The organism is Kluyvera sp. (genome assembly GCF_965301105.1).
The window spans coordinates 21,632-44,838 of sequence record NZ_CBDKZX010000019.1; the positions used below are offsets into that span (position 1 = coordinate 21,632).

Annotated in this window: 21 protein-coding genes and 1 tRNA gene; 13 read left to right on the top strand and 9 right to left on the bottom strand. The window is 56.5% G+C overall.

The genetic code is table 11. The annotated features are described in order from the left end of the window. Positions 1 to 212: 212 nt before the first annotated feature. Positions 213 to 288: transfer RNA gene (locus ACW14G_RS09700), tRNA-Gly, on the bottom strand. 180 nt (positions 289 to 468) lie between these two features. Then, positions 469 to 1,014, bottom strand: a complete 546-nt coding sequence (gene orn / locus ACW14G_RS09705; RefSeq protein ID WP_223803457.1) for an oligoribonuclease — start codon at positions 1,012 to 1,014, stop codon at positions 469 to 471. A gap of 107 nt (positions 1,015 to 1,121) precedes the next feature. On the opposite strand from orn, the gene rsgA reads away from it, so the two are divergent. From rsgA to mscM, 3 genes are all read left to right on the top strand, one after another. Beyond that, entirely contained in the window at positions 1,122 to 2,177 is a 1,056-nt protein-coding gene (gene rsgA, locus ACW14G_RS09710) for a small ribosomal subunit biogenesis GTPase RsgA (RefSeq protein WP_191091013.1), read from the top strand. 119 nt (positions 2,178 to 2,296) lie between these two features. Beyond that, the gene (gene asd / locus ACW14G_RS09715; protein ID WP_167577065.1) at positions 2,297 to 3,259 is read left to right on the top strand and encodes an archaetidylserine decarboxylase; all 963 of its coding nucleotides are present in this window, start codon (positions 2,297 to 2,299) and stop codon (positions 3,257 to 3,259) included. Positions 3,260 to 3,279: 20 nt separating this feature from the next. After that, a complete protein-coding gene (mscM, locus tag ACW14G_RS09720; protein WP_163447358.1) occupies positions 3,280 to 6,603 on the top strand; it encodes a miniconductance mechanosensitive channel MscM in 3,324 nt (1,107 codons plus the stop codon). A gap of 107 nt (positions 6,604 to 6,710) precedes the next feature. Here mscM and ACW14G_RS09725 read toward each other — a convergent pair whose 3' ends face one another. After that, complete coding sequence (locus ACW14G_RS09725) at positions 6,711 to 7,709, bottom strand: LacI family DNA-binding transcriptional regulator (RefSeq protein ID WP_167577067.1); 999 nt, start codon at positions 7,707 to 7,709, stop codon at positions 6,711 to 6,713. 248 nt (positions 7,710 to 7,957) lie between these two features. Here ACW14G_RS09725 and ACW14G_RS09730 point away from each other — a divergent pair, with 248 nt between their 5' ends. Further along, entirely contained in the window at positions 7,958 to 9,196 is a 1,239-nt protein-coding gene (locus tag ACW14G_RS09730; protein ID WP_249022433.1) for an oligosaccharide MFS transporter, read from the top strand. A 21-nt stretch (positions 9,197 to 9,217) separates the two neighbouring features. Then, entirely contained in the window at positions 9,218 to 11,311 is a 2,094-nt protein-coding gene (locus ACW14G_RS09735; protein ID WP_249022434.1) for a glycoside hydrolase family 36 protein, read from the top strand. A gap of 76 nt (positions 11,312 to 11,387) precedes the next feature. On the opposite strand, the gene yjeM is transcribed toward ACW14G_RS09735, so the two are convergent. Together yjeM and epmA are read right to left on the bottom strand one after the other, a co-directional pair. Next, on the bottom strand, positions 11,388 to 12,890 hold the full coding sequence (yjeM, locus tag ACW14G_RS09740) for a glutamate/gamma-aminobutyrate family transporter YjeM (protein ID WP_249022435.1): 1,503 nt from the start codon (positions 12,888 to 12,890) through the stop codon (positions 11,388 to 11,390). 225 nt (positions 12,891 to 13,115) lie between these two features. After that, positions 13,116 to 14,093: an elongation factor P--(R)-beta-lysine ligase gene (gene epmA, locus ACW14G_RS09745; RefSeq protein WP_065356629.1), complete on the bottom strand. Its 978-nt coding sequence runs from the start codon at positions 14,091 to 14,093 to the stop codon at positions 13,116 to 13,118. Between the two features lie 311 nt (positions 14,094 to 14,404). Here epmA and frdA point away from each other — a divergent pair, with 311 nt between their 5' ends. From frdA to frdD, 4 genes are read left to right on the top strand one after another with little or no spacing between them, the layout of a single operon-like run. Beyond that, a complete protein-coding gene (frdA, locus tag ACW14G_RS09750) occupies positions 14,405 to 16,195 on the top strand; it encodes a fumarate reductase (quinol) flavoprotein subunit (RefSeq protein ID WP_163447353.1) in 1,791 nt (596 codons plus the stop codon). Continuing rightward, positions 16,188 to 16,922 (top strand): succinate dehydrogenase/fumarate reductase iron-sulfur subunit, encoded by a 735-nt coding sequence (locus ACW14G_RS09755; protein ID WP_167577071.1) that lies wholly within the window; start codon positions 16,188 to 16,190, stop codon positions 16,920 to 16,922. Before frdA ends, ACW14G_RS09755 begins: the two co-directional genes overlap by 8 nt. A 10-nt stretch (positions 16,923 to 16,932) precedes the next feature. Next, complete coding sequence (gene frdC / locus ACW14G_RS09760) at positions 16,933 to 17,328, top strand: fumarate reductase subunit FrdC (RefSeq protein ID WP_064546818.1); 396 nt, start codon at positions 16,933 to 16,935, stop codon at positions 17,326 to 17,328. Positions 17,329 to 17,338: 10 nt separating this feature from the next. Next, a complete protein-coding gene (gene frdD, locus ACW14G_RS09765) occupies positions 17,339 to 17,695 on the top strand; it encodes a fumarate reductase subunit FrdD (RefSeq protein WP_064546815.1) in 357 nt (118 codons plus the stop codon). Between the two features lie 91 nt (positions 17,696 to 17,786). On the opposite strand, the gene sugE is transcribed toward frdD, so the two are convergent. From sugE to efp, 3 genes are all read right to left on the bottom strand, one after another. Next, positions 17,787 to 18,104, bottom strand: coding sequence for a quaternary ammonium compound efflux SMR transporter SugE (gene sugE / locus ACW14G_RS09770; protein WP_163447351.1), 318 nt, complete (start codon positions 18,102 to 18,104; stop codon positions 17,787 to 17,789). A gap of 139 nt (positions 18,105 to 18,243) precedes the next feature. Next, positions 18,244 to 18,390, bottom strand: coding sequence for a lipoprotein toxin entericidin B (gene ecnB / locus ACW14G_RS09775; RefSeq protein ID WP_035894229.1), 147 nt, complete (start codon positions 18,388 to 18,390; stop codon positions 18,244 to 18,246). Positions 18,391 to 18,559: 169 nt separating this feature from the next. Continuing rightward, positions 18,560 to 19,126 (bottom strand): elongation factor P, encoded by a 567-nt coding sequence (efp, locus tag ACW14G_RS09780; protein ID WP_003855940.1) that lies wholly within the window; start codon positions 19,124 to 19,126, stop codon positions 18,560 to 18,562. A 41-nt stretch (positions 19,127 to 19,167) separates the two neighbouring features. Between efp and epmB the strand changes: the two genes are divergently transcribed. Continuing rightward, positions 19,168 to 20,196: an EF-P beta-lysylation protein EpmB gene (gene epmB, locus ACW14G_RS09785; RefSeq protein WP_167577073.1), complete on the top strand. Its 1,029-nt coding sequence runs from the start codon at positions 19,168 to 19,170 to the stop codon at positions 20,194 to 20,196. Positions 20,197 to 20,246: 50 nt separating this feature from the next. Here epmB and ACW14G_RS09790 read toward each other — a convergent pair whose 3' ends face one another. Next, a complete protein-coding gene (locus tag ACW14G_RS09790) occupies positions 20,247 to 20,600 on the bottom strand; it encodes a DUF4156 domain-containing protein (RefSeq protein ID WP_163447348.1) in 354 nt (117 codons plus the stop codon). 243 nt (positions 20,601 to 20,843) lie between these two features. Here ACW14G_RS09790 and ACW14G_RS09795 point away from each other — a divergent pair, with 243 nt between their 5' ends. The 3 genes from ACW14G_RS09795 to iadA are packed head-to-tail and all read left to right on the top strand — an operon-like array spanning position 20,844 to position 23,136. Continuing rightward, complete coding sequence (locus ACW14G_RS09795; protein ID WP_163447347.1) at positions 20,844 to 21,521, top strand: nucleoside recognition domain-containing protein; 678 nt, start codon at positions 20,844 to 20,846, stop codon at positions 21,519 to 21,521. Beyond that, a complete protein-coding gene (locus ACW14G_RS09800; RefSeq protein ID WP_163447346.1) occupies positions 21,502 to 21,963 on the top strand; it encodes a YjiG family protein in 462 nt (153 codons plus the stop codon). The genes ACW14G_RS09795 and ACW14G_RS09800 overlap by 20 nt, the downstream gene beginning before the upstream one ends. A 9-nt stretch (positions 21,964 to 21,972) precedes the next feature. Then, entirely contained in the window at positions 21,973 to 23,136 is a 1,164-nt protein-coding gene (iadA, locus tag ACW14G_RS09805; RefSeq protein WP_249022436.1) for a beta-aspartyl-peptidase, read from the top strand. Positions 23,137 to 23,207 lie beyond the last annotated feature (71 nt).

Sequence of the window (23,207 nt, forward strand, 5' to 3'; positions counted from 1 at the left end):
TCGTCAAGCGATCTCGCTAACATTTTGAAATGATATATTTCCATATATATCAATGAGATAATTTTATTTGTAAAAATCTTAATAACATCAGCGGGCGAAGAAGCTGATGACAGCCTGTGGATAAGTCTGTTTACAAGAGTATTTCGGAAATGAAAAAAACAACCTCAACGACTGATTGCGTTGTGGAAGTGATTTTATTCTGGAAGAAAATTTGGAGCGGGAAACGAGACTCGAACTCGCGACCCCGACCTTGGCAAGGTCGTGCTCTACCAACTGAGCTATTCCCGCAAAATCTGGCAATTTTTGTTGCTGTCGTAATTCGCATTTCTGCTTCGTTACGGGAGGCGCATTATACGAGAATTCTTTCCCCCTGCAACCCCCCCTGAAGCGATTTTTTAAAAAATTCGTTCAACTGCTGGATAAATCGGCAGGTTGATTACTTTAACGCCGATTCACCCCGTTTTCACCTTAAAGTTGAATAAAATGCTCACGATAGTAGGCCAGCTCCGCCACCGACTCGCGAATATCATCCATCGCCTGGTGAGTGCCCTGCTTTTTAAAGCCCGGCAGAATTTCCGGCTTCCAGCGACGCGCCAGCTCTTTCAGCGTGCTCACGTCCAGATAGCGGTAGTGGAAGTAGGCCTCCAGCTCCGGCATGTATTTAAACAGGAAGCGACGGTCCTGACCGATGCTGTTGCCGCAGATGGGCGATTTGCCCGCCGGAACCCACTGCTTGAGGAACTCCAGCGTCGCCAGTTCGGCTTCACGGTCGCCCATAGTGCTAGCCTTCACGCGATCCACCAGGCCGCTGCCGGTATGGGTACGCACGTTCCAGTCATCCATCAGCGCCAGTTGAGCATCAGACTGATGGACAGCGATGGTTGGCCCTTCCGCCAGGATATTGAGCTGCGCGTCGGTCACCAGCGTAGCGATTTCAATAATGCGATCGCGCTCGGGATCCAGGCCAGTCATCTCCAGATCGATCCAAATCAGGTTGTTTTCATCTGCACTCATGCTATTTTCCACCCTTCTTGTCATACCTGCCGCGGTAGGTTAACTAGTATTAATTAGCGTGTATCATAGAGGTTTTGCCCGATATGGGCGACCAGGAGTCAGCACGATTGAGTAAAAATAAACTCTCCAAAGGTCAGCAGCGCCGCGTTAAGGCTAACCACCAGCGCCGCCTGACAACAGCCGCGGAGAAGCCCGATTACGACGATAATCTGTTTGGCGAAGCCGCCGAAGGCATCGTCATCAGCCGCTTTGGGATGCACGCCGACGTGGAGTCCGCCGATGGCGAAACCCACCGCTGCAACATCCGCCGCACTATCCGTTCGCTGGTCACCGGTGACCGCGTCGTCTGGCGTCCGGGGAAAGCCGCTGCTGAAGGCGTCAACGTAAAAGGGATCGTCGAAGCGGTTCACGAGCGTACTTCGGTACTCACCCGCCCGGACTTTTACGACGGCGTGAAGCCGATCGCCGCCAATATTAATCAGATCGTCATCGTCTCCGCCATTTTGCCGGAGCTGTCGCTGAATATTATCGACCGTTATCTGGTGGCCTGCGAAACGCTCAACGTCGAGCCGCTGCTGGTGCTGAATAAAATCGATCTGCTGGACGATGAAGGCATGGCGTTCGTCAACGAGCAGATGGATATCTACCGCAAGATTGGCTATACCGTTCTGATGGCGTCCAGCCATACTCAGGATGGCCTGAAACCGTTGGAAGAAGCGCTGACTAACCGCATCAGTATTTTTGCCGGGCAGTCTGGCGTCGGAAAATCGAGCCTGCTGAACGCTCTGCTGGGACTGAACGACGACCGCATTCTGACCAATGACGTATCCGACGTCTCAGGTCTGGGCCAGCACACCACCACCGCGGCGCGCCTGTATCACTTCCCGCACGGCGGCGACGTGATTGACTCCCCCGGCGTACGTGAATTTGGCCTATGGCACCTCGATCCGGAACAAATCACCAACGGGTTTGTCGAATTCCATGACTATCTCGGCCACTGTAAATACCGCGACTGTAAACACGACACCGACCCAGGCTGCGCCATCCGCGAAGCCGTAGAGGAAGGGAAGATCGCCGAGACGCGTTTTGAAAATTATCACCGCATTCTGGAAACCATGGCGCAGGTAAAAACGCGTAAAAACTTTTCAGACATCGATAATTGAGAACTATGATTTTGCCGACTGACATTTGCGTCAACTCTCGCTAGAATCGGCCGCTTTTCTTTAAAGATCCGACGCCTGGCGTTGGATCAGGATCGACACATAATGGCCTGGAGGCTACCTTGTTAAACTCGTTTAAACTTTCACTGCAATACATTCTGCCTAAACTGTGGCTTACGCGTCTCGCAGGCTGGGGTGCGAGCAAACGAGCGGGATGGCTGACCAAACTGGTTATCGATCTGTTCGTGAAGTTCTACAAGGTCGATATGAAAGAGGCGCAGAAGCCGGATACCGCCAGCTACCGCACCTTTAACGATTTCTTCGTTCGTCCGCTGCGTGAAGACGTCCGCACGGTCAACACCGACCCAAGCGTACTGGTGATGCCCGCCGACGGCGCGATCAGCCAGCTTGGCGCCATTGAAGACGACAAAATTTTGCAGGCGAAGGGCCACAACTATTCGCTGGAAGCGTTGCTGGCCGGCAACTACATCATGGCCGACCTGTTCCGCAACGGCACCTTCGCCACCACCTATCTGTCGCCGCGCGACTATCACCGCGTCCACATGCCGTGCAACGGTATCCTGCGCGAAATGATCTACGTGCCGGGCGATCTGTTCTCCGTCAACCACCTGACCGCGCAGAACGTACCGAACCTGTTTGCTCGTAACGAACGCGTTATCTGCCTGTTCGACACCGAATTCGGCCCAATGGCGCAGATTCTGGTGGGTGCGACCATCGTAGGCAGCATCGAAACCGTGTGGGCCGGCACCGTCACCCCGCCGCGCGAAGGCATCATCAAACGCTGGACCTACCCGGCGGGCGATCAGGAAGGCTCCGTTGCGCTGCTGAAGGGCCAGGAAATGGGCCGCTTTAAGCTGGGCTCAACGGTCATCAACCTGTTTGCGCCGGGCAAAGTGACGCTGGTTGAGCATCTGCAAAACCTCTCCGTCACCCGTCTGGGCGAGCCGCTGGCCGTCTCTACCGAAGCGGTAGCCGAACCGGAAGCAGTTGTTGAAGCTGTTGCAGAAACCGTGGTAGAGCAGGACGTCGCCCCACAGGCTGACGACACGCAAGAAAAAAGCTAATAACCAAATAAGGGTCTGACGTGCGCCTGATTATCACTTTACTGATGGCCTGGTGCCTCAGCCAGGGGGCGTTCGCAGCGACCGCCCCCAACGCCCGGCAAATTGCCCAGGAATTAGAACAGGCGAAAGCGGCGAAGCCCGCTCAGCCTGATACCGTCGAGGCGCTGCAAAGCGCCCTCACCGCGCTGGAGGAGCAGAAAGGCTCGCTCGAACGTGCCGCGCAGTACCAGCAGGTTATCGACAACTTCCCCAAACTCTCCCAGACGCTGCGTAATCAGCTCAACAATCTGCGTGATGAACCACGTCAGGTGCCGGACGGCATGACCACCGACGCGCTGAACCAGGAGATTTTGCAGGTCAGCAGCCAGCTGCTGGAAAAAAGTCGCCAGGCTCAGCAGGAGCAGGAACGCGCCCGCGATATTGCCGACTCCCTCAACCAGTTACCGCAGCAGCAGACCGACGCCCGCCGCCAACTCAACGACGTTGAACGCCGCATCGGCACCCAGACCGGCAATACGCCGCTGGCGCAGGCACAAAATCTGAGCCTGCAGGCCGATGCCAGCAAGCTGAAGGCGCTGGTTGATGAGCTGGAGCTGGCGCAGCTTTCCGCCAATAACCGCCAGGAACTGGCGCGCATGCGCTCAGAGCTGGCGCAAAAGCAGGGCGAACAGCTCGACGCCTACCTGCAGGCTTTACGCAATCAGCTTAACAGTCAGCGCCAGCGCGAAGCGGAACGCGCGCTGGAAAGCACCGAATTGCTGGCGGAAAACAGCGAAAACCTGCCGGCTAGTATCGTGGAACAGTTCAGAATCAACCGTGAGCTTTCCCAGGCGTTAAACCAGCAGGCGCAGCGCATGGATCTGGTCGCTTCCCAGCAGCGGCAGGCGGCTAACCAGACGCTGCAGGTACGCCAGGCGCTGAACACCCTGCGCGAACAGTCGCAATGGCTCGGTTCCTCCAATCTGCTGGGCGAAGCCCTGCGCGCGCAGGTTGCACGTCTGCCGGAGATGCCGAAGCCGCAGCAGCTCGATACCGAAATGGCGCAGCTGCGCGTTCACCGTTTACGTTATGAAGATCTGCTCAATAAGCAGCCGCAGCTGCGACAAATTCGCCAGGCTGACGGCCAGCCGTTGACCAGCGAAGAAAATCGCATTCTGGAAGCCCAGCTGCGCACCCAGCGCGAGTTGCTGAACTCGCTGCTGCAGGGCGGCGACACGTTGATTCTTGAACTGACGAAACTGAAAGTCTCCAACAGCCAGCTGGAAGACGCGCTCAAAGAGGTGAATGAAGCCACTCACCGCTATCTGTTCTGGACCTCCGACGTGCGGCCTATCGACTTCAGTTGGCCGATTGAAATTGTGCAGGACCTGCGCCGGCTGATTTCGCTCGACACCTTCAGCCAGCTCGGCAAGGCCACCATGATGATGCTCACCAGCCGTCAGACGCTGTTCCCGCTCTTCGGAGCGCTGCTGTTGGTGGGCTTCAGCATCAGCTCCCGTAAACACTTCACGCGCTTCCTGGAGCGTTCCAGCGCCCGCGTCGGCAAAGTCACCCAGGACCACTTCTGGCTGACCATGCGCACGGTGTTCTGGTCGATTCTGGTGGCATCGCCGCTGCCGGTGCTGTGGGCAACGCTGGGCTATGGTCTGCAGGAGGCGTGGCCCTACCCGCTTGCCGTGGCGATAGGCGACGGCGTCACCGCCACCGTGCCGCTCCTGTGGGTGGTGATGATTTGCGCCGCCTTCGCCCGTACCAACGGCCTGTTTATTGTTCACTTTGGCTGGCCGCAGCTCCGCGTGGCGCGCGCCATGCGCTATTACCTGATGAGCATCGGGCTTATCGTGCCGCTGATTATGGCGCTGATCATGTTCGATAATCTCAACGACCGTGAGTTCTCCGCATCGCTCGGTAGGCTGTGCTTTATCCTGATCTGCGGCGCGCTAGCGGTGGTCACGCTCAGCCTGAAGCGCGCCGGAATTCCGCTCTATCTCGACAAAGAAGGCAACGGTGAAAACCGCATCAACCTGCTGCTGTGGAACCTGATGACCGGCGCGCCGCTGATCGCCATTTTCGCCGCCGCCGTGGGCTACCTCGCCACCGCGCAGGCTCTGCTGGCGCGCCTGGAGACCTCGGTAGCCATCTGGTTCCTGCTGCTGGTGATTTACCACGTCATCCGCCGCTGGATGCTGATCCAACGCCGCCGTCTGGCCTTTGACCGCGCTAAACACAAGCGTGCCGAAATGCTGGCGCACCGCGCCCGCGGCGAGGAAGAAACGCATGCCACCAGCCTGGAAGGGTCTGCCGAGCAGGAGGTGAGCGAAGTGAACCTCGATACCATCAGCGAGCAGTCGCTGCGTCTGGTACGCTCCATTCTGATGCTGATCGCGCTGGTGTCGGTGATCATCCTTTGGTCGGAAATCCACTCGGCGTTTGGCTTCCTCGAAAACATTTCGCTGTGGGACGTGACCTCAACGGTGCAGGGCGTGGAGAGCATTGAACCGATTACCCTCGGCGCCGTGCTCATCGCCATTCTGGTGCTGATTATCACCACCCAACTGGTGCGTAACCTCCCCGCGCTGCTGGAACTGGCGATTCTGCAGCACCTGTCGCTGACACCGGGCACCGGCTATGCCATTACCACCATCACCAAATATCTGCTGCTGCTGATAGGCGGGCTGGTTGGGTTCTCGATGATTGGCATTGAGTGGTCGAAGCTGCAGTGGCTGGTCGCCGCGCTCGGTGTCGGTCTCGGCTTTGGATTACAGGAGATTTTCGCCAACTTTATCTCCGGCCTGATCATCCTGTTTGAGAAGCCGATTCGTATTGGCGATACGGTCACCATTCGCGACCTGACCGGCAGCGTGACCAAAATCAACACCCGCGCCACCACCATCAGCGACTGGGACCGCAAAGAGATTATCGTGCCGAACAAGGCCTTTATCACCGAGCAGTTCATCAACTGGTCGCTGTCGGATTCGGTGACCCGCGTGGTGCTGAGTATTCCGGCCCCGTCGGATGCCAACAGCGAAGAGGTGGCGCAAATCCTGTTAACCGCCGCGCACCGCTGCTCGCTGGTGATTGACACACCTGCGCCGGAAGCGTTCCTTGTGGATTTACAGCAGGGGATTCAGATTTTCGAGCTGCGTATCTACGCCGCCGAGATGGGCCACCGTATGCCGCTGCGCCACGAGCTGCACCAGCTGATTCTGGCGGGCTTCCGCGAGCACGGTATTGATATGCCGTTCCCACCGTTCCAGATGCGTCTGGAAAGTTTGAACGGTAAGAAATCCGCCACTACGCTGACCTCAACGGGCCGCGCCAGCCGCACGCCAGGCAGCCTGTAACAAAGGGGCTCGGTGCGCACCCTCTCCCTTGCAAAGGGAGAGGGCTGGGGTGAGGGTTTAGCTCTGTGCCAGAATACCTCTCCCCAGCACCGTTAGATGCTGATTGTTTATTGAGTGCTCTTCCTGACTTTTCCTGTGCTGCCTCTCACCACCAGCGTCACCGGTAGCATCTCATCTGCCGCCGTGGCCTCTTCCAACAGCAGCCCTACCGCCCGGTAGCCCAACTGATGTTTATCTACCGCGATGGTAGTTAGCGCCGGACGGCTCCAGGCGGCGGGCTCAATATCGTCAAAGCCGACAATCGCAATATCCTGCGGTACACGGAACCCGCGCTGTTCGCAGATATTCATCGCGGCAATCGCTGTCACGTCGTTGTAGGCAAAAATGGCGTCCGGCGGCTCCGTCAGCGACAGTAGCTCGTTCATCGCCGCGATCAGCGACTGGCTGGTATCCACCAGCGGCGAGGCGATCACTTCATACTCCGGCGGCATTATCATTTGCGACTCGTACAGCGCCTGACGGTAACCCTTCTCACGCTGGCGAATACTGTAGTGCGTGGCCGTGCTGGCGAGGAAAGCAATCCTCCTGCGGCCCGTGTCTATCAGGTGACGCGTCGCCAGATAACCACCACGCTGATTATCGACGTTAACGCACGGCAAGCCCGGCGCCCACAGATCAACCAGCACCATCGGCAGTTGGGTTTTCTGTACGGCCATAATCAGCGTGCTTTCAAAGTAACCTGCGCAGATCAGCGCGTCGGGATGATGTAGCGCGATCTGCTCCTCAACGTTATCGCCGGGGCCGATCGACAGAAAGCTCATCGCGATCCCTTTTTCGCGGCAGTGATCTTCCACGCCCAGCAGCAGCAGCGAGTAAAACGGCAGCGCGCGGGCGATATCATGCTGACGATGGAGCAAAAACAGCACGCGTTTTACCTTATCGCCGCGCAGACGAGAAAAGTCATACCCCATCTCCTGCGCCACCGCCATCACCCGCTGGCGGGTCTCCTCTTTAAGCCCCGGCTGCCCTTTTAGCGCCCGGGACACTGCAGCAACGGAAAGCCCGCACGCCTCGGCAATACTTCTGATCCTGACCGGCTTCGTCATGATACTCCCAAAAAGAAACAAATTTTTGTTCACTATAGTTTTATGCGCTTTTCACCGCAACGACCAATTTCCAGCCCCCCACGGCAACGCGCTGCCATGTATGGATAATGCCGCTATCTGCATGAAAAATATTGCTCAGATCGCGGCTAAACATGATCGTATTCACGCTTCGCCAACGGCTTTCTTTCCCTGAGCACGGGTTAATTTTTAAAGTAACAGCATCTTGTTTACTAAAAATGAGGTTTTATATGTTACTGGCAAAGGGTGTTAAGCAAGAGAACTACCTGCTCTCCAGCATCTGGTTTCTCTTTTTCTTCATCTGCTGGGGGGCCTGCTTCCCCTGGCTGTCGCTGTGGCTCACGGAAAAAATCGGCATCGATTCCACGGAAGTCGGCATGGTGTATACCTGCATCGCCATCGTGGCCGTGGTCTTCCAGCCGGTTTTCGGCATACTGGCCGACAAGCTCAATTTCCGTAAGCATCTGATGTGGATGCTGGCCGGTCTGATGATCGCCTTCGCTCCGTGGTGGATCTTCGTTTTCGCGCCGCTGCTGAAAATCAACATCATCGCCGGGGCCCTGGCGGGCGGCGCGTTTATCGGCCTGGCGTTTGGTTGCGGCTGCGGGATTTGCGAAGCGTGGATCGATAAAGTCTCGCGCCTCGAAGGCTTCGAATTTGGCCGCGCCAGAATGTGGGGCGGCATCGGCGCGGCGGTCGGAACGTTTATCTCCGGCAAGCTGTTTGCCATCAATCCCGATTATATCTTTATCATGGCCAGCTGCGCGGGCCTGGTGCTGGCGGTACTACTGTGCTTCTTCCGTCCTGGCCAGCAGGGCAGTATGGACGCGCTGCATCCACAGCGTCTGAAGATCGATCGCGGCGACGTGTTCGCCCTGCTGAAAACCCGCCGCTTCTGGTTCCTGGTACTCTACATGGTGGGCGTCGGCGCGGTATATGAAACCTACGACCAGCAGTTTGCCGTTTACTACAGCAGCTTCTTCGAAACCCGTGAACGCGGCGCGGAAGTGTTTGGCTACCTCTACACGGTGCAAATCTTCCTCGACGCGTTAACCATGTTCTTCGCCCCGGCGATCGTCAACCGCATCGGGCCGAAGAACGCCCTGCTCTACTGCGGCTTTATCATGGCGTTCCGCATTATCGGCAGCGCGATGGCCACTGGCCCGATCCTGATATCCACCATGAAGCTGCTGCACGGCTTTGAAAGCTCAATTCTGATTATCGCCACGCTGAAATACATCTCTGCCAACTTCGACTGGCGGCTCTCCGCCACCGTCTACCTGATTGGCTTCCAGTTCGCCAAACAGTTCAGCCAGATTTTTATGAGCACTGCCATCGGCAACATGTACGACGTGATGGGTTTTAAAGAGTCCTACACCATCCTTGGCGCCATCGCCCTGTGCTTCACCGTTATTTCCGTCTTTACGCTTTCAGGCAACCGGGTGCTGCAACCCGCGCCTGCGGCTTAACTCTGTCATTCAGGAGTCGCTATGTCAGCCTTATTTACCGTGATTGAAAACGGCATCACCATGGTCTTTGATTTACAAGATCGGGCGCGCCTGCTGCACTTTTCCGCCCTACCGTTCGATGCTGAAACCCTCGGACACAACGCCGATGAACTGTCGCGTTTTAACCTGGTGGAGGTAAACATCTCCGGCCTTGATAAGCCGCTGGAGCGCCACGGCGCGGGCTTCACCGCCACCGCGCCTGGCTATACGCTTCGCTATCGCCAGCATCAAGATACCCGCAACGCCGATGGCCGCAAGCTGGTATTTACGCTGTTCGATAGGAATACCGCCGCCGAGGTAGAAGTACACTATCAGTTTTATACCCGGCTCTCACTGCTGCGAAGCTGGAGCGTCATCCGCAACCAGGGCAATGCGCCGTTTACGGTTGAGTACCTCTCCAGCTTTGTGATTAACGGCATCGAGAAAGAGAGCGCCAAAAACTGGGGCGACAATTTTAGCCTGCACATTCCCCACAACAGCTGGACCCGCGAGCTACAGTGGCGGCAATATACCTTCGACGAACTGGGCTTTATGCCATGCATCCAGAAGGGACTGCAGCGCTCATCCAAGCCGTTGCACTACACCAACACCGGAGCGTGGTCGAGCAAAGAGTACCTGCCGATGGGCTATCTGGAAGATAAACACACTGGCGCAGGCCTGTTCTGGCAGATTGAGCACAACGGCTCCTGGCACTGGGAGATTGGCGATCAGGCCAACCATCTGTACCTGCAAATCGGCGGACCGAACGAGTTTTACCATCACTGGTTTAAACACCTACAGCCGGGCGATGAGTTCAGCTCGGTGCCGGTGGCGGTTGGCGTGACAAAATCGGGCTTTACCGACGCCATCGCGACCCTCACGCAGTACCGCCGCCGCACCCGTCGCGTTAACGACGATAACCAACGGCTGGGCGTCATCTTTAACGACTATATGAACTGCCTGTTCGGCGACCCCACCACCGCGAAATTGCTGCCGCTTATCGATGCCGCCGCCGAGGCGGGCGCGGAATACTTCTGCATCGACTGCGGCTGGTATGACAAAGGCGAATGGTGGAACGGCGTGGGTCAGTGGCAACCGAGCGCCGAGCGTTTCCCGGAAGGCATTCAGTACGTGATTGGCTACATCCGCGAGAAGGGATTGATCCCCGGCCTGTGGCTGGAGCTGGAGGTGATGGGCGTGAAGTCGCCGAAGCTGGCGGAAACCGACGACAGCTGGTTCTTTATGCGCCACGGTAAGAGAGTGTTTGACCGCAGCCGCTACCAGCTGGACTTCACCAGTCCGGCGGTACTGCGCCACGCCGACGAGGTTATTGACCGTCTGGTCACCGAATACGGCGTGGGCTACATCAAAATGGATTACAACATCGAACCGGGGATCGGTACCGAGCAACACGCCGACAGCGCCGGTGACGGCCTGCTTAAACACAACCGCGCGTATCTGGCGTGGCTCGATGCGGTCTTCGCCCGCTATCCGCAGCTGATTATTGAAAACTGTGGCAGCGGCGGTCTGCGCATGGACTACGCGATGCTGAGCCGCTGCTCGATTCAGTCCACCAGCGATCAGGAAGATTATCTCAAGTACGCCACCATTGCCGCCAACGCGCCAACGGCGGTGACACCTGAACAGGCCGCCATCTGGTCCTATCCGCTACGCGACGATGATGAGCAGGCGGTGATCTTTAACCAGGTGTCGGCGATGCTGCTGCGCATACACCAGAGCGGCCATCTGGCGGAGCTGTCCGGGCAAGGATTCCGTCAGGTACAGGATGCGATTCGCTACTACAAGACCCTACGCCAGCAGCTAAAAACGGCGCTGCCGTTCTGGCCGCTGGGGCTATCGAGCTTCACCGACGAGTGGGTAGCGCTGGGGATGCAGGCCGAGGATGGAAAAGTGTGGCTGGCGGTGTGGCGACGCGAAGGCGATCAGGCGAGCTGTGAACTCCCACTGACCGGGCTGAAAGGTAAGATAGTTCAGGGATATCCATCCACCGTGCAACACGCAACGGCCTGGGACAATGACGTATTAACGGTCACGATGCCGCCACGTTCGGCGGCGATTTTTGAGATTAGGCGTTAACAAACTGCCGGGTGGCGCTGCGCTTACCCGGCCTACCATTGCATCGTAGGCCCGATAAGCGTAGCGCCATCGGGCACTATTCCGTCGCCAGACTCGGCTGAACGTTGACGCGGCGATGATAGTTTTCATAAATCGCCATCGCCAGCAGCGAGAAGAAGATTGGCCCGCCGATCATCCACAGCGCGCTGCTCCAGTCTCCCGCCTCAATCACCGGCTGAATAACGGTAAAGATGTTGGCAAACGTCACCACCAGCACCACCACACTCGTCGCCAGCACGGTCGATATTTTGGTTTTGAAAATCACGAATGGGCGTTCAAGGCCCGTTTGCGCTTTAAAGAACGGGAAGGCCAGCGCGAGGAACAGGTACGGCAAAGTCATCGACACGTTCGCCATCAGCGTCAGTTTGTTGTAGAACGCCGATGCGGTATCGCCGCCAAACGACACCAGCAGGATAAACAGACTCACCAGCACGCACTGCATCCACATTGCCGTCGACGGCATGCCGTTTTCATTCAGCCGCGTCATGGAAGCGGGCCACAGCGCCTTCGGCGTGCCCTGAATAATCGCCTTCAGCGGCGAATAGCTGAGGGTAAAGAATGCGCCAGTATAGGCGAGGAACATCGACAACCCGGTAATACGCGCAAACCACACGCCGACACTTGCCGCCGCTTCCGGCGACAGGTGCAGCGCGTTGCCCAATGTGGAACCGAGGCTGGTCATCAGCACGTAGGTAATATTGCCAAGGTTAACCGAACGGTCGCTGAGAATTTGCTGCCAGTTAGTGCTCACGCCCCACAGGAAAATCGCCAGTGAATAACCGATAGAAATAACAATTGCAGCGAATACAATCCCTTTGGCGAAGTTCTTTTCCGGCTTATCGGTTTTATCCACCAGACCGCCCACCGCTTCAATACCGCCGTAGGCAAAGATGGCGAAGACCACAAACGATAATACCGCCAGGCCAGATTGATAACCTGGGTTTGGTGAAGCGGTGAAATTAATCGGCTGGGCAAAGTGACCGCCGTTTAATAACAAAATCGCAATACTGACTAACAATAAAACTAAATTAAGACACATCACGGCGATACCGCCGACGGCGGTAATACGGGCGATTTTATTAATCCCTTTCGCCGCCACGGTGGTGACCAGTACCATCCAGATGACAGCCAGCAGGCCCACGACCTGGGTCGATTGCAGCCCCGCAACGCCCCAGTGCTGGGTCATATCCGAACCAAACAGAAACGTTGAAAACGGCACCCACACTTTCGCGGAAGTGCTGACCATCCAGATAACGTAAGACGAGAACCACATAAAGGTGCCAATAAACGCATAGCGTGGGCCTACGCTGTTATTCATCCAGGAATAGATCCCGCCCTCTTCTTTGCGGTAGGCCGATCCCATCTCAGCCATCATTAAGGCAAATGGAATAAAAAATAATAATGCTGAAAATATATACCAGGTGATGGCGCTATATCCCATCAGGTAAAACGCGGATGGACTATTGGCAAAACCAAAAACAGACGTAAATATCATTAGGATGAGACCGATCAGGCTCATCTTTTTTATTGATGGGGTCATTTGACCCTCCCTTAACTCTGGATCGTTTTTTTACACGTCGACAGGGCTACGCGCTGCAAACTTGTCAGAAACAAGGCAGTGGGGAATCGACGCGAGAATGTGCTGGCCGGATGATAGCAAATAACCAGAACTTTCTTGTGACCATAAAAGGGATTTAGGGATGATATGACTAGAAAATGGCGCATAAAGCGCCATTTTATTTTGTGAAAGAGAACGTTATCGAACTTATGCCCGATCCACGCTAAACGCCAGCACCTCAGACAAGGTCTCGACACCCAGCGCCAGCATAATCAGGCGATCGACGCCCAACGCTACGCCAGAGCAGTCCGGCAGACCGGCTGCCAGCGCGTCCAGCAGGTTTTGATCGATCGGCTGCTGCGGCAGACCACGCGCGGCGCGTTTGCGGTTATCCTGCTCGAAACGCTGCTGCTGTTCGCGCGCGTCGGTCAGCTCGTGGAAACCATTCGCCAGCTCCATCCCTTTAAAGTACACCTCGAAGCGCTCAGCGACGCGGTGATCTTCAGCGCTAATCTGCGCCAGCGATGCCTGGCTTGCCGGGAAGTGATAAACGAACGTCGGGCGATCTTTACCAATGTGCGGTTCAACGCCGAAGGCAAACAGCAGTTGCAGTAACGTATCGCGATCTTCTTCGTTATCTGCGACGTTGCTGAGATCGAGCTTCGCCGCCACTTCGCGCAGCAAGGTTTTATCGGCCGACAGCGGGTCAATTTCCAGGTGGCGCTGGAACGCCTGCTGATAAGAAAGACTTTCCGCCGGTTGACACTCCAGCACCTGCTGCAGCAGATCGTCCACTTCGTTGATCAGGCGATACATATCGAAGTGCGGGCGATACCACTCCAGCATGGTGAATTCCGGGTTATGGTGACGGCCCATCTCTTCGTTACGAAAACTTCTGCACAGCTGAAATACCGGGCCACATCCCGCTGCCAACAGGCGCTTCATGTGGTACTCCGGGCTGGTCATCAGATAAAGGTTCATCCCCTGGGAATGACCCGGACCGACGAAACGCGTCTCAAACGGGACCAGATGTACGTCAGTCACCGTCGCCTGGCTCATGCATGGCGTCTCCACCTCCAGTACGCCGCGGTCAGCAAAGAAGCGACGGATTTCCGCCATCAACGCCGCGCGTTTTAACAGGTTAGGGATGGATGCGCTCGGCTGCCAGGTTGCCGTCTCGCTCATGGTTTTTTCTCCGATTTCAGACAAGGGCACGAAGTCTACCCGCAAGCGGCACATGACACAAATATTGCTCAGTAATTTCTCGCAGGGCAGAACAGAAGATTTCCTTAGGTAATTCCAGAACGTAATTCATCAGCTACAGTGATAAATAAAGCGCACATAACGACAAAAAAATCGAACACATCAAATTTCCCCATCAACCCGGCGGGTATACTGCTTTACCCATAAAGGAGCAGTGGAAACGTTTTTGCGCAGGCCACGTGATATCCCCCCACGTAGCGTGTTGTGAAATAACAATAATCTGGAGGAATGTCGTGCAAACCTTTCAAGCCGATCTTGCCATTATAGGCGCAGGCGGAGCGGGACTACGTGCTGCCATCGCAGCCGCTCAGGCCAACCCGCAAGCCAAAATTGCTTTGATCTCAAAAGTTTATCCTATGCGCAGCCACACCGTGGCCGCAGAAGGCGGTTCCGCCGCCGTCGCACAGGACCATGATAGCTTCGAGTACCATTTTCACGACACCGTCGCCGGCGGCGACTGGCTTTGCGAACAGGACGTTGTCGATTACTTCGTCCATCACTGCCCAACCGAAATGACCCAGCTAGAACAGTGGGGTTGCCCGTGGAGCCGCCGTCCTGATGGCAGCGTTAACGTCCGTCGCTTCGGCGGAATGAAGATTGAACGCACCTGGTTCGCCGCCGATAAAACCGGCTTCCACATGCTGCACACCCTGTTCCAGACCTCCTTACAGTTCCCGCAAATCCAGCGTTTTGATGAACACTTCGTCCTCGACATTCTGGTCGACGACGGTCAGGCCCGTGGCCTGGTGGCGATGAACATGATGGAAGGCACGCTGGTGCAGATTCGCGCCAACGCGGTGGTCATGGCGACCGGCGGCGCGGGCCGCGTGTATCGCTATAACACCAACGGCGGCATCGTTACCGGCGACGGCATGGGTATGGCGTTAAGCCACGGCGTCCCGCTGCGCGACATGGAATTCGTTCAGTATCACCCGACGGGTCTGCCGGGTTCCGGCATTCTGATGACTGAAGGCTGCCGCGGTGAAGGCGGTATTCTGGTCAACAAAAACGGCTACCGCTATCTGCAGGACTACGGCATGGGCCCGGAAACCCCGCTCGGCGAGCCGAAGAACAAATATATGGAGCTGGGCCCGCGCGACAAAGTCTCCCAGGCCTTCTGGCACGAATGGCGCAAAGGCAACACCATTCCGACGCCGCGCGGCGACGTGGTCTACCTCGACCTGCGCCACCTCGGCGAGAAAAAGCTGCTGGAGCGTCTGCCGTTTATCTGCGAGCTGGCGAAAGCCTACGTGGGCGTCGATCCGGTGAAAGAGCCGATTCCGGTGCGCCCGACCGCACACTACACCATGGGCGGCATCGAAACCGACCAGCAGTGCGAAACCCGCATTAAAGGGCTGTTTGCCGTCGGCGAATGTTCCTCCGTGGGCCTGCACGGCGCTAACCGCCTCGGTTCCAACTCGCTGGCGGAACTGGTGGTCTTTGGCCGCATGGCCGGCGAACAGGCAATGGCCCGCGCGGCCACAGCCGGTGAAGCCAATGGCAGCGCGCTGGACGCGCAGGTCAGCGACATCGAAAACCGTCTGAAAGCGCTGGTGAACCAGGAAGGCAACGAAAACTGGTCGAAAATCCGCGATGAAATGGGCCTGTCGATGGAAGAAGGCTGCGGTATCTATCGTACGCCAGAGCTGATGCAGAAAACCATCGATAAACTGGCTGAACTGCAGGAGCGCTTCAAACGCGTACGCATTACCGACACCTCCAGCGTCTTCAACACCGACCTGCTCTACACCATTGAGCTGGGCCACGGTCTGAACGTCGCAGAATGTATGGCGCACTCGGCCATGGCGCGTAAAGAGTCGCGCGGCGCGCACCAGCGTCTGGATGAAGGCTGCACCGAACGTGATGACGTCAATTTCCTCAAGCATACCCTCGCCTTCCGCGACGCCGATGGCACCACCCGCCTCGACTACAGCGATGTGAAGATAACGACCCTGCCACCGGCAAAACGCGTGTACGGCGCGGAAGCTGAAGCGGCCGAGAAGAAGGAGACGGCGAATGGCTGAGATGCAGAATTTAAAAATTGAAATCGTGCGCTACAACCCGGAAGTGGACAGCGCGCCGCACAGCGCCTTCTATGAAGTGCCTTACGATGAGCAAACCTCACTGCTTGACGCGCTGGGCTACATCAAAGATAACCTCGCGCCTGACCTGAGCTATCGCTGGTCCTGCCGCATGGCAATCTGCGGCTCCTGCGGCATGATGGTCAACAAGGTTCCGAAACTCGCCTGTAAGACGTTCCTGCGCGAATACCCGAAAGGCATGAAGGTAGAAGCGCTGGCCAACTTCCCGATTGAGCGCGATCTGGTGGTCGATATGACCCACTTTATCGAGAGCCTGGAGGCCATCAAGCCGTATATTATCGGCAACCCGCGCACGCCGGAGCAGGGTCCCAATAAGCAAACCCCGGCGCAGATGGCGAAATACCATCAGTTCTCCGGCTGCATCAACTGCGGTCTGTGTTACGCCGCCTGCCCGCAGTTTGGCCTGAACCCTGAGTTCATCGGCCCGGCGGCGATTACCCTGGCGCATCGCTACAACGAAGACAGTCGCGACCACGGTAAGAAGGAGCGTATGGCACAGTTGAACAGCCAGAATGGCGTGTGGACTTGTACCTTTGTCGGCTACTGCTCCGAAGTGTGTCCGAAACACGTCGACCCGGCCGCCGCTATTCAGCAGGGAAAAGTGGAAAGCTCGAAAGACTTTCTTATCGCTACCCTGAAACCACGCTAAGGAGTGCATGATGACGACTAAACGCAAACCCTATGTACGGCCAATGCCGTCCACCTGGTGGAAAAAGCTGCCGTTTTATCGCTTCTATATGCTGCGTGAAGGCACGGCGGTGCCAACGGTGTGGTTCAGCATCGTGCTGATCTACGGCCTGTTTGCACTGAAGCACGGCGCGGAAAGCTGGGCAGGTTACGTCGGTTTTCTGCAAAACCCGATCGTCGTGGTGTTGAACCTGATTACCCTGGCCGCCGCGCTACTGCACACCAAAACCTGGTTCGAACTGGCGCCGAAAGCCGCCAATATCATCGTGAAAAGCGAAAAAATGGGGCCGGAGCCAATCATCAAAGGGCTTTGGGTGGTGACCGCGGTGGTCAGCGTGGTGATTCTGTTTATCGCCCTGTTCTGGTAAGGAGACTGGCATGATTAACCCTAATCCAAAACGTTCCGATGAGCCGGTATTCTGGGGCCTGTTCGGCGCGGGCGGCATGTGGAGCGCAATCATCGCGCCGGTGATGGTGCTGTTGGTCGGCATCCTGTTGCCGCTGATGGCCTCCGGCGACGCGTTCAGCTACGAACGCGTACTGGGCTTCGCTCAGAGCCTGATTGGCCGCGCGTTTATCTTCCTGATGATCGTCCTGCCGCTGTGGTGCGGTTTACACCGTATTCACCACGCGATGCACGACCTGAAAATCCACGTGCCTAACGGCAAATGGGTGTTCTACGGTCTGGCAGCCATTCTGACGGTGGTAACGCTGGTCGGCGTGCTGTTTATCTAACGCAGTGAGCGCTGCGCCAGGCCTGTAGGCCGGATAAGCGCAGCGCCATCAGGCGAATTGCCGGATGGCGGCTACGATGGCCGCCAAAACCTTAATGTGCGCTTATCTTTAAGCCAATAATCCCCACGACAATCAGCGCCAGGCTGGCGATACGCATCGGGCTGGCGGACTCGCCCAGCAGCAGAATACCGGTAATCGCTGCGCCTACTGCGCCAATTCCCGTCCAGACCGCATAGGCCGTGCCCACTGGCAGGCTTTTCATCGCCCACGACAGCAGCGCCATACTAACGATCATCGCCACGATGGTAATAACGCTCGGCACCAGACGGCTAAAACCGTGGGTGTATTTCAGGCCAACGGCCCAGACCACTTCAAGAAGGCCGGCAATAAAGAGAATTAACCAGGACATGTTTGGCTCCATAACGATGGGGCCGTCCCCGGATGAGAGATACGCTTACAGGTCGTCCCGCAAGGTGTTAGCAAAAACACGGGCAGTATAGGACACGAAAAACGACGGTACAACAGCGTGTTGTACCGTCACTATGGATTTATTGCTGCGCCTTGGTTGCTGCCCCAGAAATCGCGCTACCACCGTCTGAAATATCTTCACCAATGCCTCGTGTCGTATTACAGGCGGTCAGGGCAGAGGAAAGAACCAGAACCGTAAAAAATGCTGCAATCGCTTTTTTCACCATAATGTCATCCTTAATAGCCAGTTTTCGTTATCTTGCTTCATAAGCATAGACAACTTCACCCAGCATGTTGGATTTGAGCGATTTTTTTCAGACTAAGACGAAGCGGCAAAACGATAAGGGGAATGGCTGGCGCAGCAGGGCTGCTGCGCCGAACGGATCAAAGCATGAATTACTTCACGCGGGATACGTATTCGCCGGAGCGGGTATCCACTTTGATCACTTCGCCAATCTGGACGAACAGCGGAACTTTAACCACTGCGCCAGTAGACAGGGTAGCCGGCTTGCCGCCAGTACCTGCGGTGTCGCCTTTCAGACCTGGATCGGTTTCAACGATTTCCAGTTCTACGAAGTTCGGCGGGGTCACTGCGATCGGCTGGCCGTTCCACAGGGTCACGATGCACTCAGCCTGGTCCAGCAGCCACTTCGCGTTGTCACCGATCGCTTTCGCGTCAGCGGACAGCTGTTCGAAGGTTTCGTTGTTCATGAAGTGCCAGAACTCACCGTCGTTGTACAGGTAAGTCAGGTTCATATCGACAACGTCCGCGCCTTCTGCGGAATCGGTAGATTTGAAGGTTTTCTCTACGCGGGTGCCGGTCAGCAGACGACGCAGCTTAACGCGCGCGAACGCCTGACCTTTACCTGGTTTAACGAATTCGCTGGCTTCAACCGCGTACGGTTCGCCGTCCATCATGATTTTAAGACCAGCACGAAAATCGTTGCTATAGTAAGTCGCCATAAGGCCCTCTGAAATTGTTTAACTGGTAGCTAAGCCACAAAATGGCGCATATTGTAACCCTAAATACCCCATCCAGAGAAGATTGGTTGATGCAACTTGCCGATGTTCTCACCGATCCGGATGAACTATTCCGTCTTTTGAATATAGACGCCGATGAAAATTTGCTTGCTGGCCGTGAGGCTAAGCGTCTTTTCGCCCTGCGCGTCCCGCGTGCGTTCGTCGCACGCATGGAGAAAGGCAACCCGAACGATCCTCTTTTACGTCAGGTACTTACTGCACAAGAAGAGTTTGTTACCGCGCCGGGATTCTCCACCGATCCGCTGGAAGAACAGCACAGCGTGGTACCCGGTTTGCTGCACAAGTACCACAACCGCGCCCTGCTGCTGGTGAAAGGCGGCTGTGCGGTAAATTGTCGCTATTGTTTCCGTCGCCACTTCCCGTATGCCGAAAACCAGGGCAATAAGCGTAACTGGCAGGCGGCGCTGGACTACGTGAGCGCGCATCCTGAGCTCGACGAAATCATCTTCTCCGGCGGCGACCCGCTGATGGCGAAGGACCACGAGCTGGACTGGCTGCTCACTCACTTAGAGGCGATCCCGCATATTAAGCGTCTGCGCATTCACAGCCGGCTGCCAATCGTCATCCCGGCGCGCATTACCGACGCGCTGGTCGAACGTTTTGCACGCTCGTCATTGCAGATCTTGCTGGTGAATCATATCAATCACGCCAATGAAATCGACGCTGAGTTCCGCGCCGCCATGTCGCGCCTGCGCCGTATCGGCGTCACGCTGCTTAACCAGAGCGTACTGCTGCGTGGCGTGAACGATAACGCTCAAACGCTGGCAAATCTCAGTAACGCGCTGTTTGACGCCGGCGTGATGCCCTATTACCTGCACGTGTTGGATAAAGTGCAGGGCGCGGCGCATTTCCTCGTCAGCGATGACGAAGCACGAGAGATTATGCGGGAGCTGTTAACGCTGGTCTCCGGCTATATGGTGCCGAAGCTGGCACGTGAAATTGGCGGTGAGCCAAGCAAAACGCCGCTGGATTTGCAGCTGCGCCAGCGGTAAGAGGATGGAGCCAACCCTCTCTTAGTGACTAAGAGAGGGTGTACAGCGCATCAGTTCGGGCACTTATAAACCTGGCCGTTCATTTCGCTGTCGGTAGGAACAAAGCTGGAGAGCATGCCTTGCGTCGGGCTGCTGACACCGTAAATCACGTTGCCGCCCATTTCGGCCGCATGGTTGCGCAGCGCGTTTGCCGCCCCGCGCATTGAACCGCCTTCTGCGCCCTGCTGGCCGGAAAGCCAGTTGCTCTGCGCGCCGTTAGCAGTACCCAGCAGCTGGCATTCTGCCCCCGGCTTATCTTCGACAAAGCGCACGCTCTGGCCGGCTGAGGTCAGCTCGGTGGTAGAGCTACAGCCCGCTAACAGCAATGCCGCGCCGACAATCCCTGCTAAAAATTTTACCTGCATGTTATTCCCCACAATCAATGAGCTGGACGCATGTCGTCCGTGTGTAAACCTTATACTAAAAAGATGACCAAAAGAAAAACCCCCGCTCATTTCTGCTACCGATATTGCACATCATTCGCCTCATCCCCCTAAACAAATTCTGATATTACTCCCCGGGATATCGTCTTTTCACACTCAATCGTCTTTAGTGTTGCTGGCGTACAACTTTTGTTCGCTACACAGCACAATCAAAAAGGAGACGATATGAGTAAAACATCCTCAGGAGAGAGGAACGTCACATGGGTGGGTTATCTGGCTTTTTTTCTGACCATTATTTTCTTCTCCGGTTTTTTCGCCAAAAGCACAGAGTGGTGGCGGGTGTTTGATTTTACCGTACTGAACGGCAGTTTTGGCCAGGTTAACGCCGAAGGGCAAAACGCGCTGTCGTTCCGCGGCATCGGCGGCACTGGAGCCAAAGATGGCTTTTTATTCGCGCTGGAGCTGGCGCCCTCGGTGATTTTATCGCTTGGCATCATCGCGGTAACCGAAGGGCTTGGCGGGCTGCGCGCCGCGCAGCAGCTAATGACGCCGATACTGCGACCGCTATTAGGCATTCCGGGCATTTGTTCGCTGGCACTGATCGCCAACCTGCAAAATACCGACGCCGCGGCGGGCATGACCAAAGAGCTCACCGATGAAGGGGCCATCAGCGATCGGGAGCGGGCGATTTTCGCCACTTTCCAGACCAGCGGTAGCGCCATCATCACTAACTATTTCTCCTCCGGCGCCGCCCTGTTTACGGTGGTGACCGTTCCTGTCATCACACCGCTAGCCGTGATTCTGGTGTTTAAGTTCATCGGCGCTAATTTCTTACGTCTATGGATCGCGCAAATGGAAAACCGTCACAACCAGGAGGATAAAAATGATCGCCCAGCCGCGTAAGAATGTGATGGATATGTTTATCGACGGTGCCCGCCGCGGTTTTACCATCGCCACCACCAGCCTGCTACCCAACGTCGTGATGGCGTTTGTCATTATTCAGGCGCTGAAGGTCACCGGGTTACTGGATATTGTCGGCAAAGTGTGTGAGCCGATTATGGCGCTGTGGGGGCTTCCCGGCGAAGCTGCGACCGTTCTACTGGCGTCGGTAATGAGTATGGGCGGCGGCGTAGGCGTCTGCGCCAGCCTGGTGGCGGCCGGTACGCTCAGTGGTCACGATGCTACCGTCCTGCTGCCCGCCATCTACCTGATGGGCAACCCGGTGCAAAATACTGGCCGCTGTCTTGGCACCGCCGGCGTTAACCCTAAATACTATCCGCATATTATTGCCATCTGCGTCATCAACGCCCTGCTCTCTATGTGGGTGATGCAGCTTCTTTTCTAAGGGAAAACCATGAACTTTTCATTACTGGAACCCCGCTTATTTCGCAATGCGCATCTCTATGCCCCTGACGATCGGGGTATCTGCGATCTGCTGGTCGCTGGGGGAAAAATTGTCGCCATCACCAACGCAAACAGCGAAAGCGTCCCCGAAGCATGCCCGGTCAGCGATCTCAACGGGGCTATCGTCTGTCCAGGATTTATCGATCAGCACGTCCATCTGATTGGCGGCGGCGGAGAAGCGGGCCCACACACCCGGACGCCGGAGGTCAGGTTGTCAAAACTGGTTGAGGCCGGAGTCACCGCCGTCGTTGGCCTGCTCGGCACCGATGGAACAACACGTCATCCGGAGTCATTGCTGGCAAAAACACGCGCCCTGGAGTTCGAAGGAATCAGCGCCTGGATGCTCACCGGCGCTTACGGATTGCCTTCGCCAACCATTACCGATAGCGTGCAAAAAGACGTCGCGCTGATTGATAAAATCATCGGCGTGAAATGCGCCATCTCCGATCACCGTTCCTCAGCGCCCGATACCCATCAGCTTGCCAATATGGCAGCACAGTCTCGCGTAGGCGGGCTGCTTGGGGCGAAAGCAGGCATCTCCGTGTTCCACCTCGGCAATAGCCCCCGCCTGCTGGAACCACTATATGAAATATTGCGCACAGCCGACGTACCGATCACCAAACTACTGCCTACCCACGTCAATCGCGCACAGGCGTTGTTCCAGGCGGCGCTACGTTATGCCAGCGAAGGCGGCTATATTGATATCACCACCAGCATCAACGAGCCTATTGATCCGGCAAGCGCCATCGTGATGGCCCGTGAAGCGCAGGTCCCGCTCGCACGGCTAACGTTAAGCTCCGACGGCAACGGCAGTCAGCCAGAATTTGACCGCCACGGCAACCTGATCGGCCTTGGCGTCGCCGGGTTCGAGTCGCTGCTGGAGACGCTGCAACAGCTGGTTCAGCAGCATCATCTGCCGCTGGAAGAGGCGCTGCTGCCGCTGACCCGCAACGTCGCGGAGTTTCTCGGGCTGACGCATAAAGGCCGGCTTATACCCGGTTGTGACGCGGATTTTCTGGTGTTGGAAGCAGATTTACGGATTCGGGAAGTATGGGCCAGGGGCCGCCAGATGGTCCGAGACGGTCACGCCTGTGTGAAAGGCACCTTTGAGTAACAAAACCGAGAGATAAAAAAACCCGAGCATCACTGCTCGGGTTTCTTGTCGCTAAAGCGGTTAGCGCACGA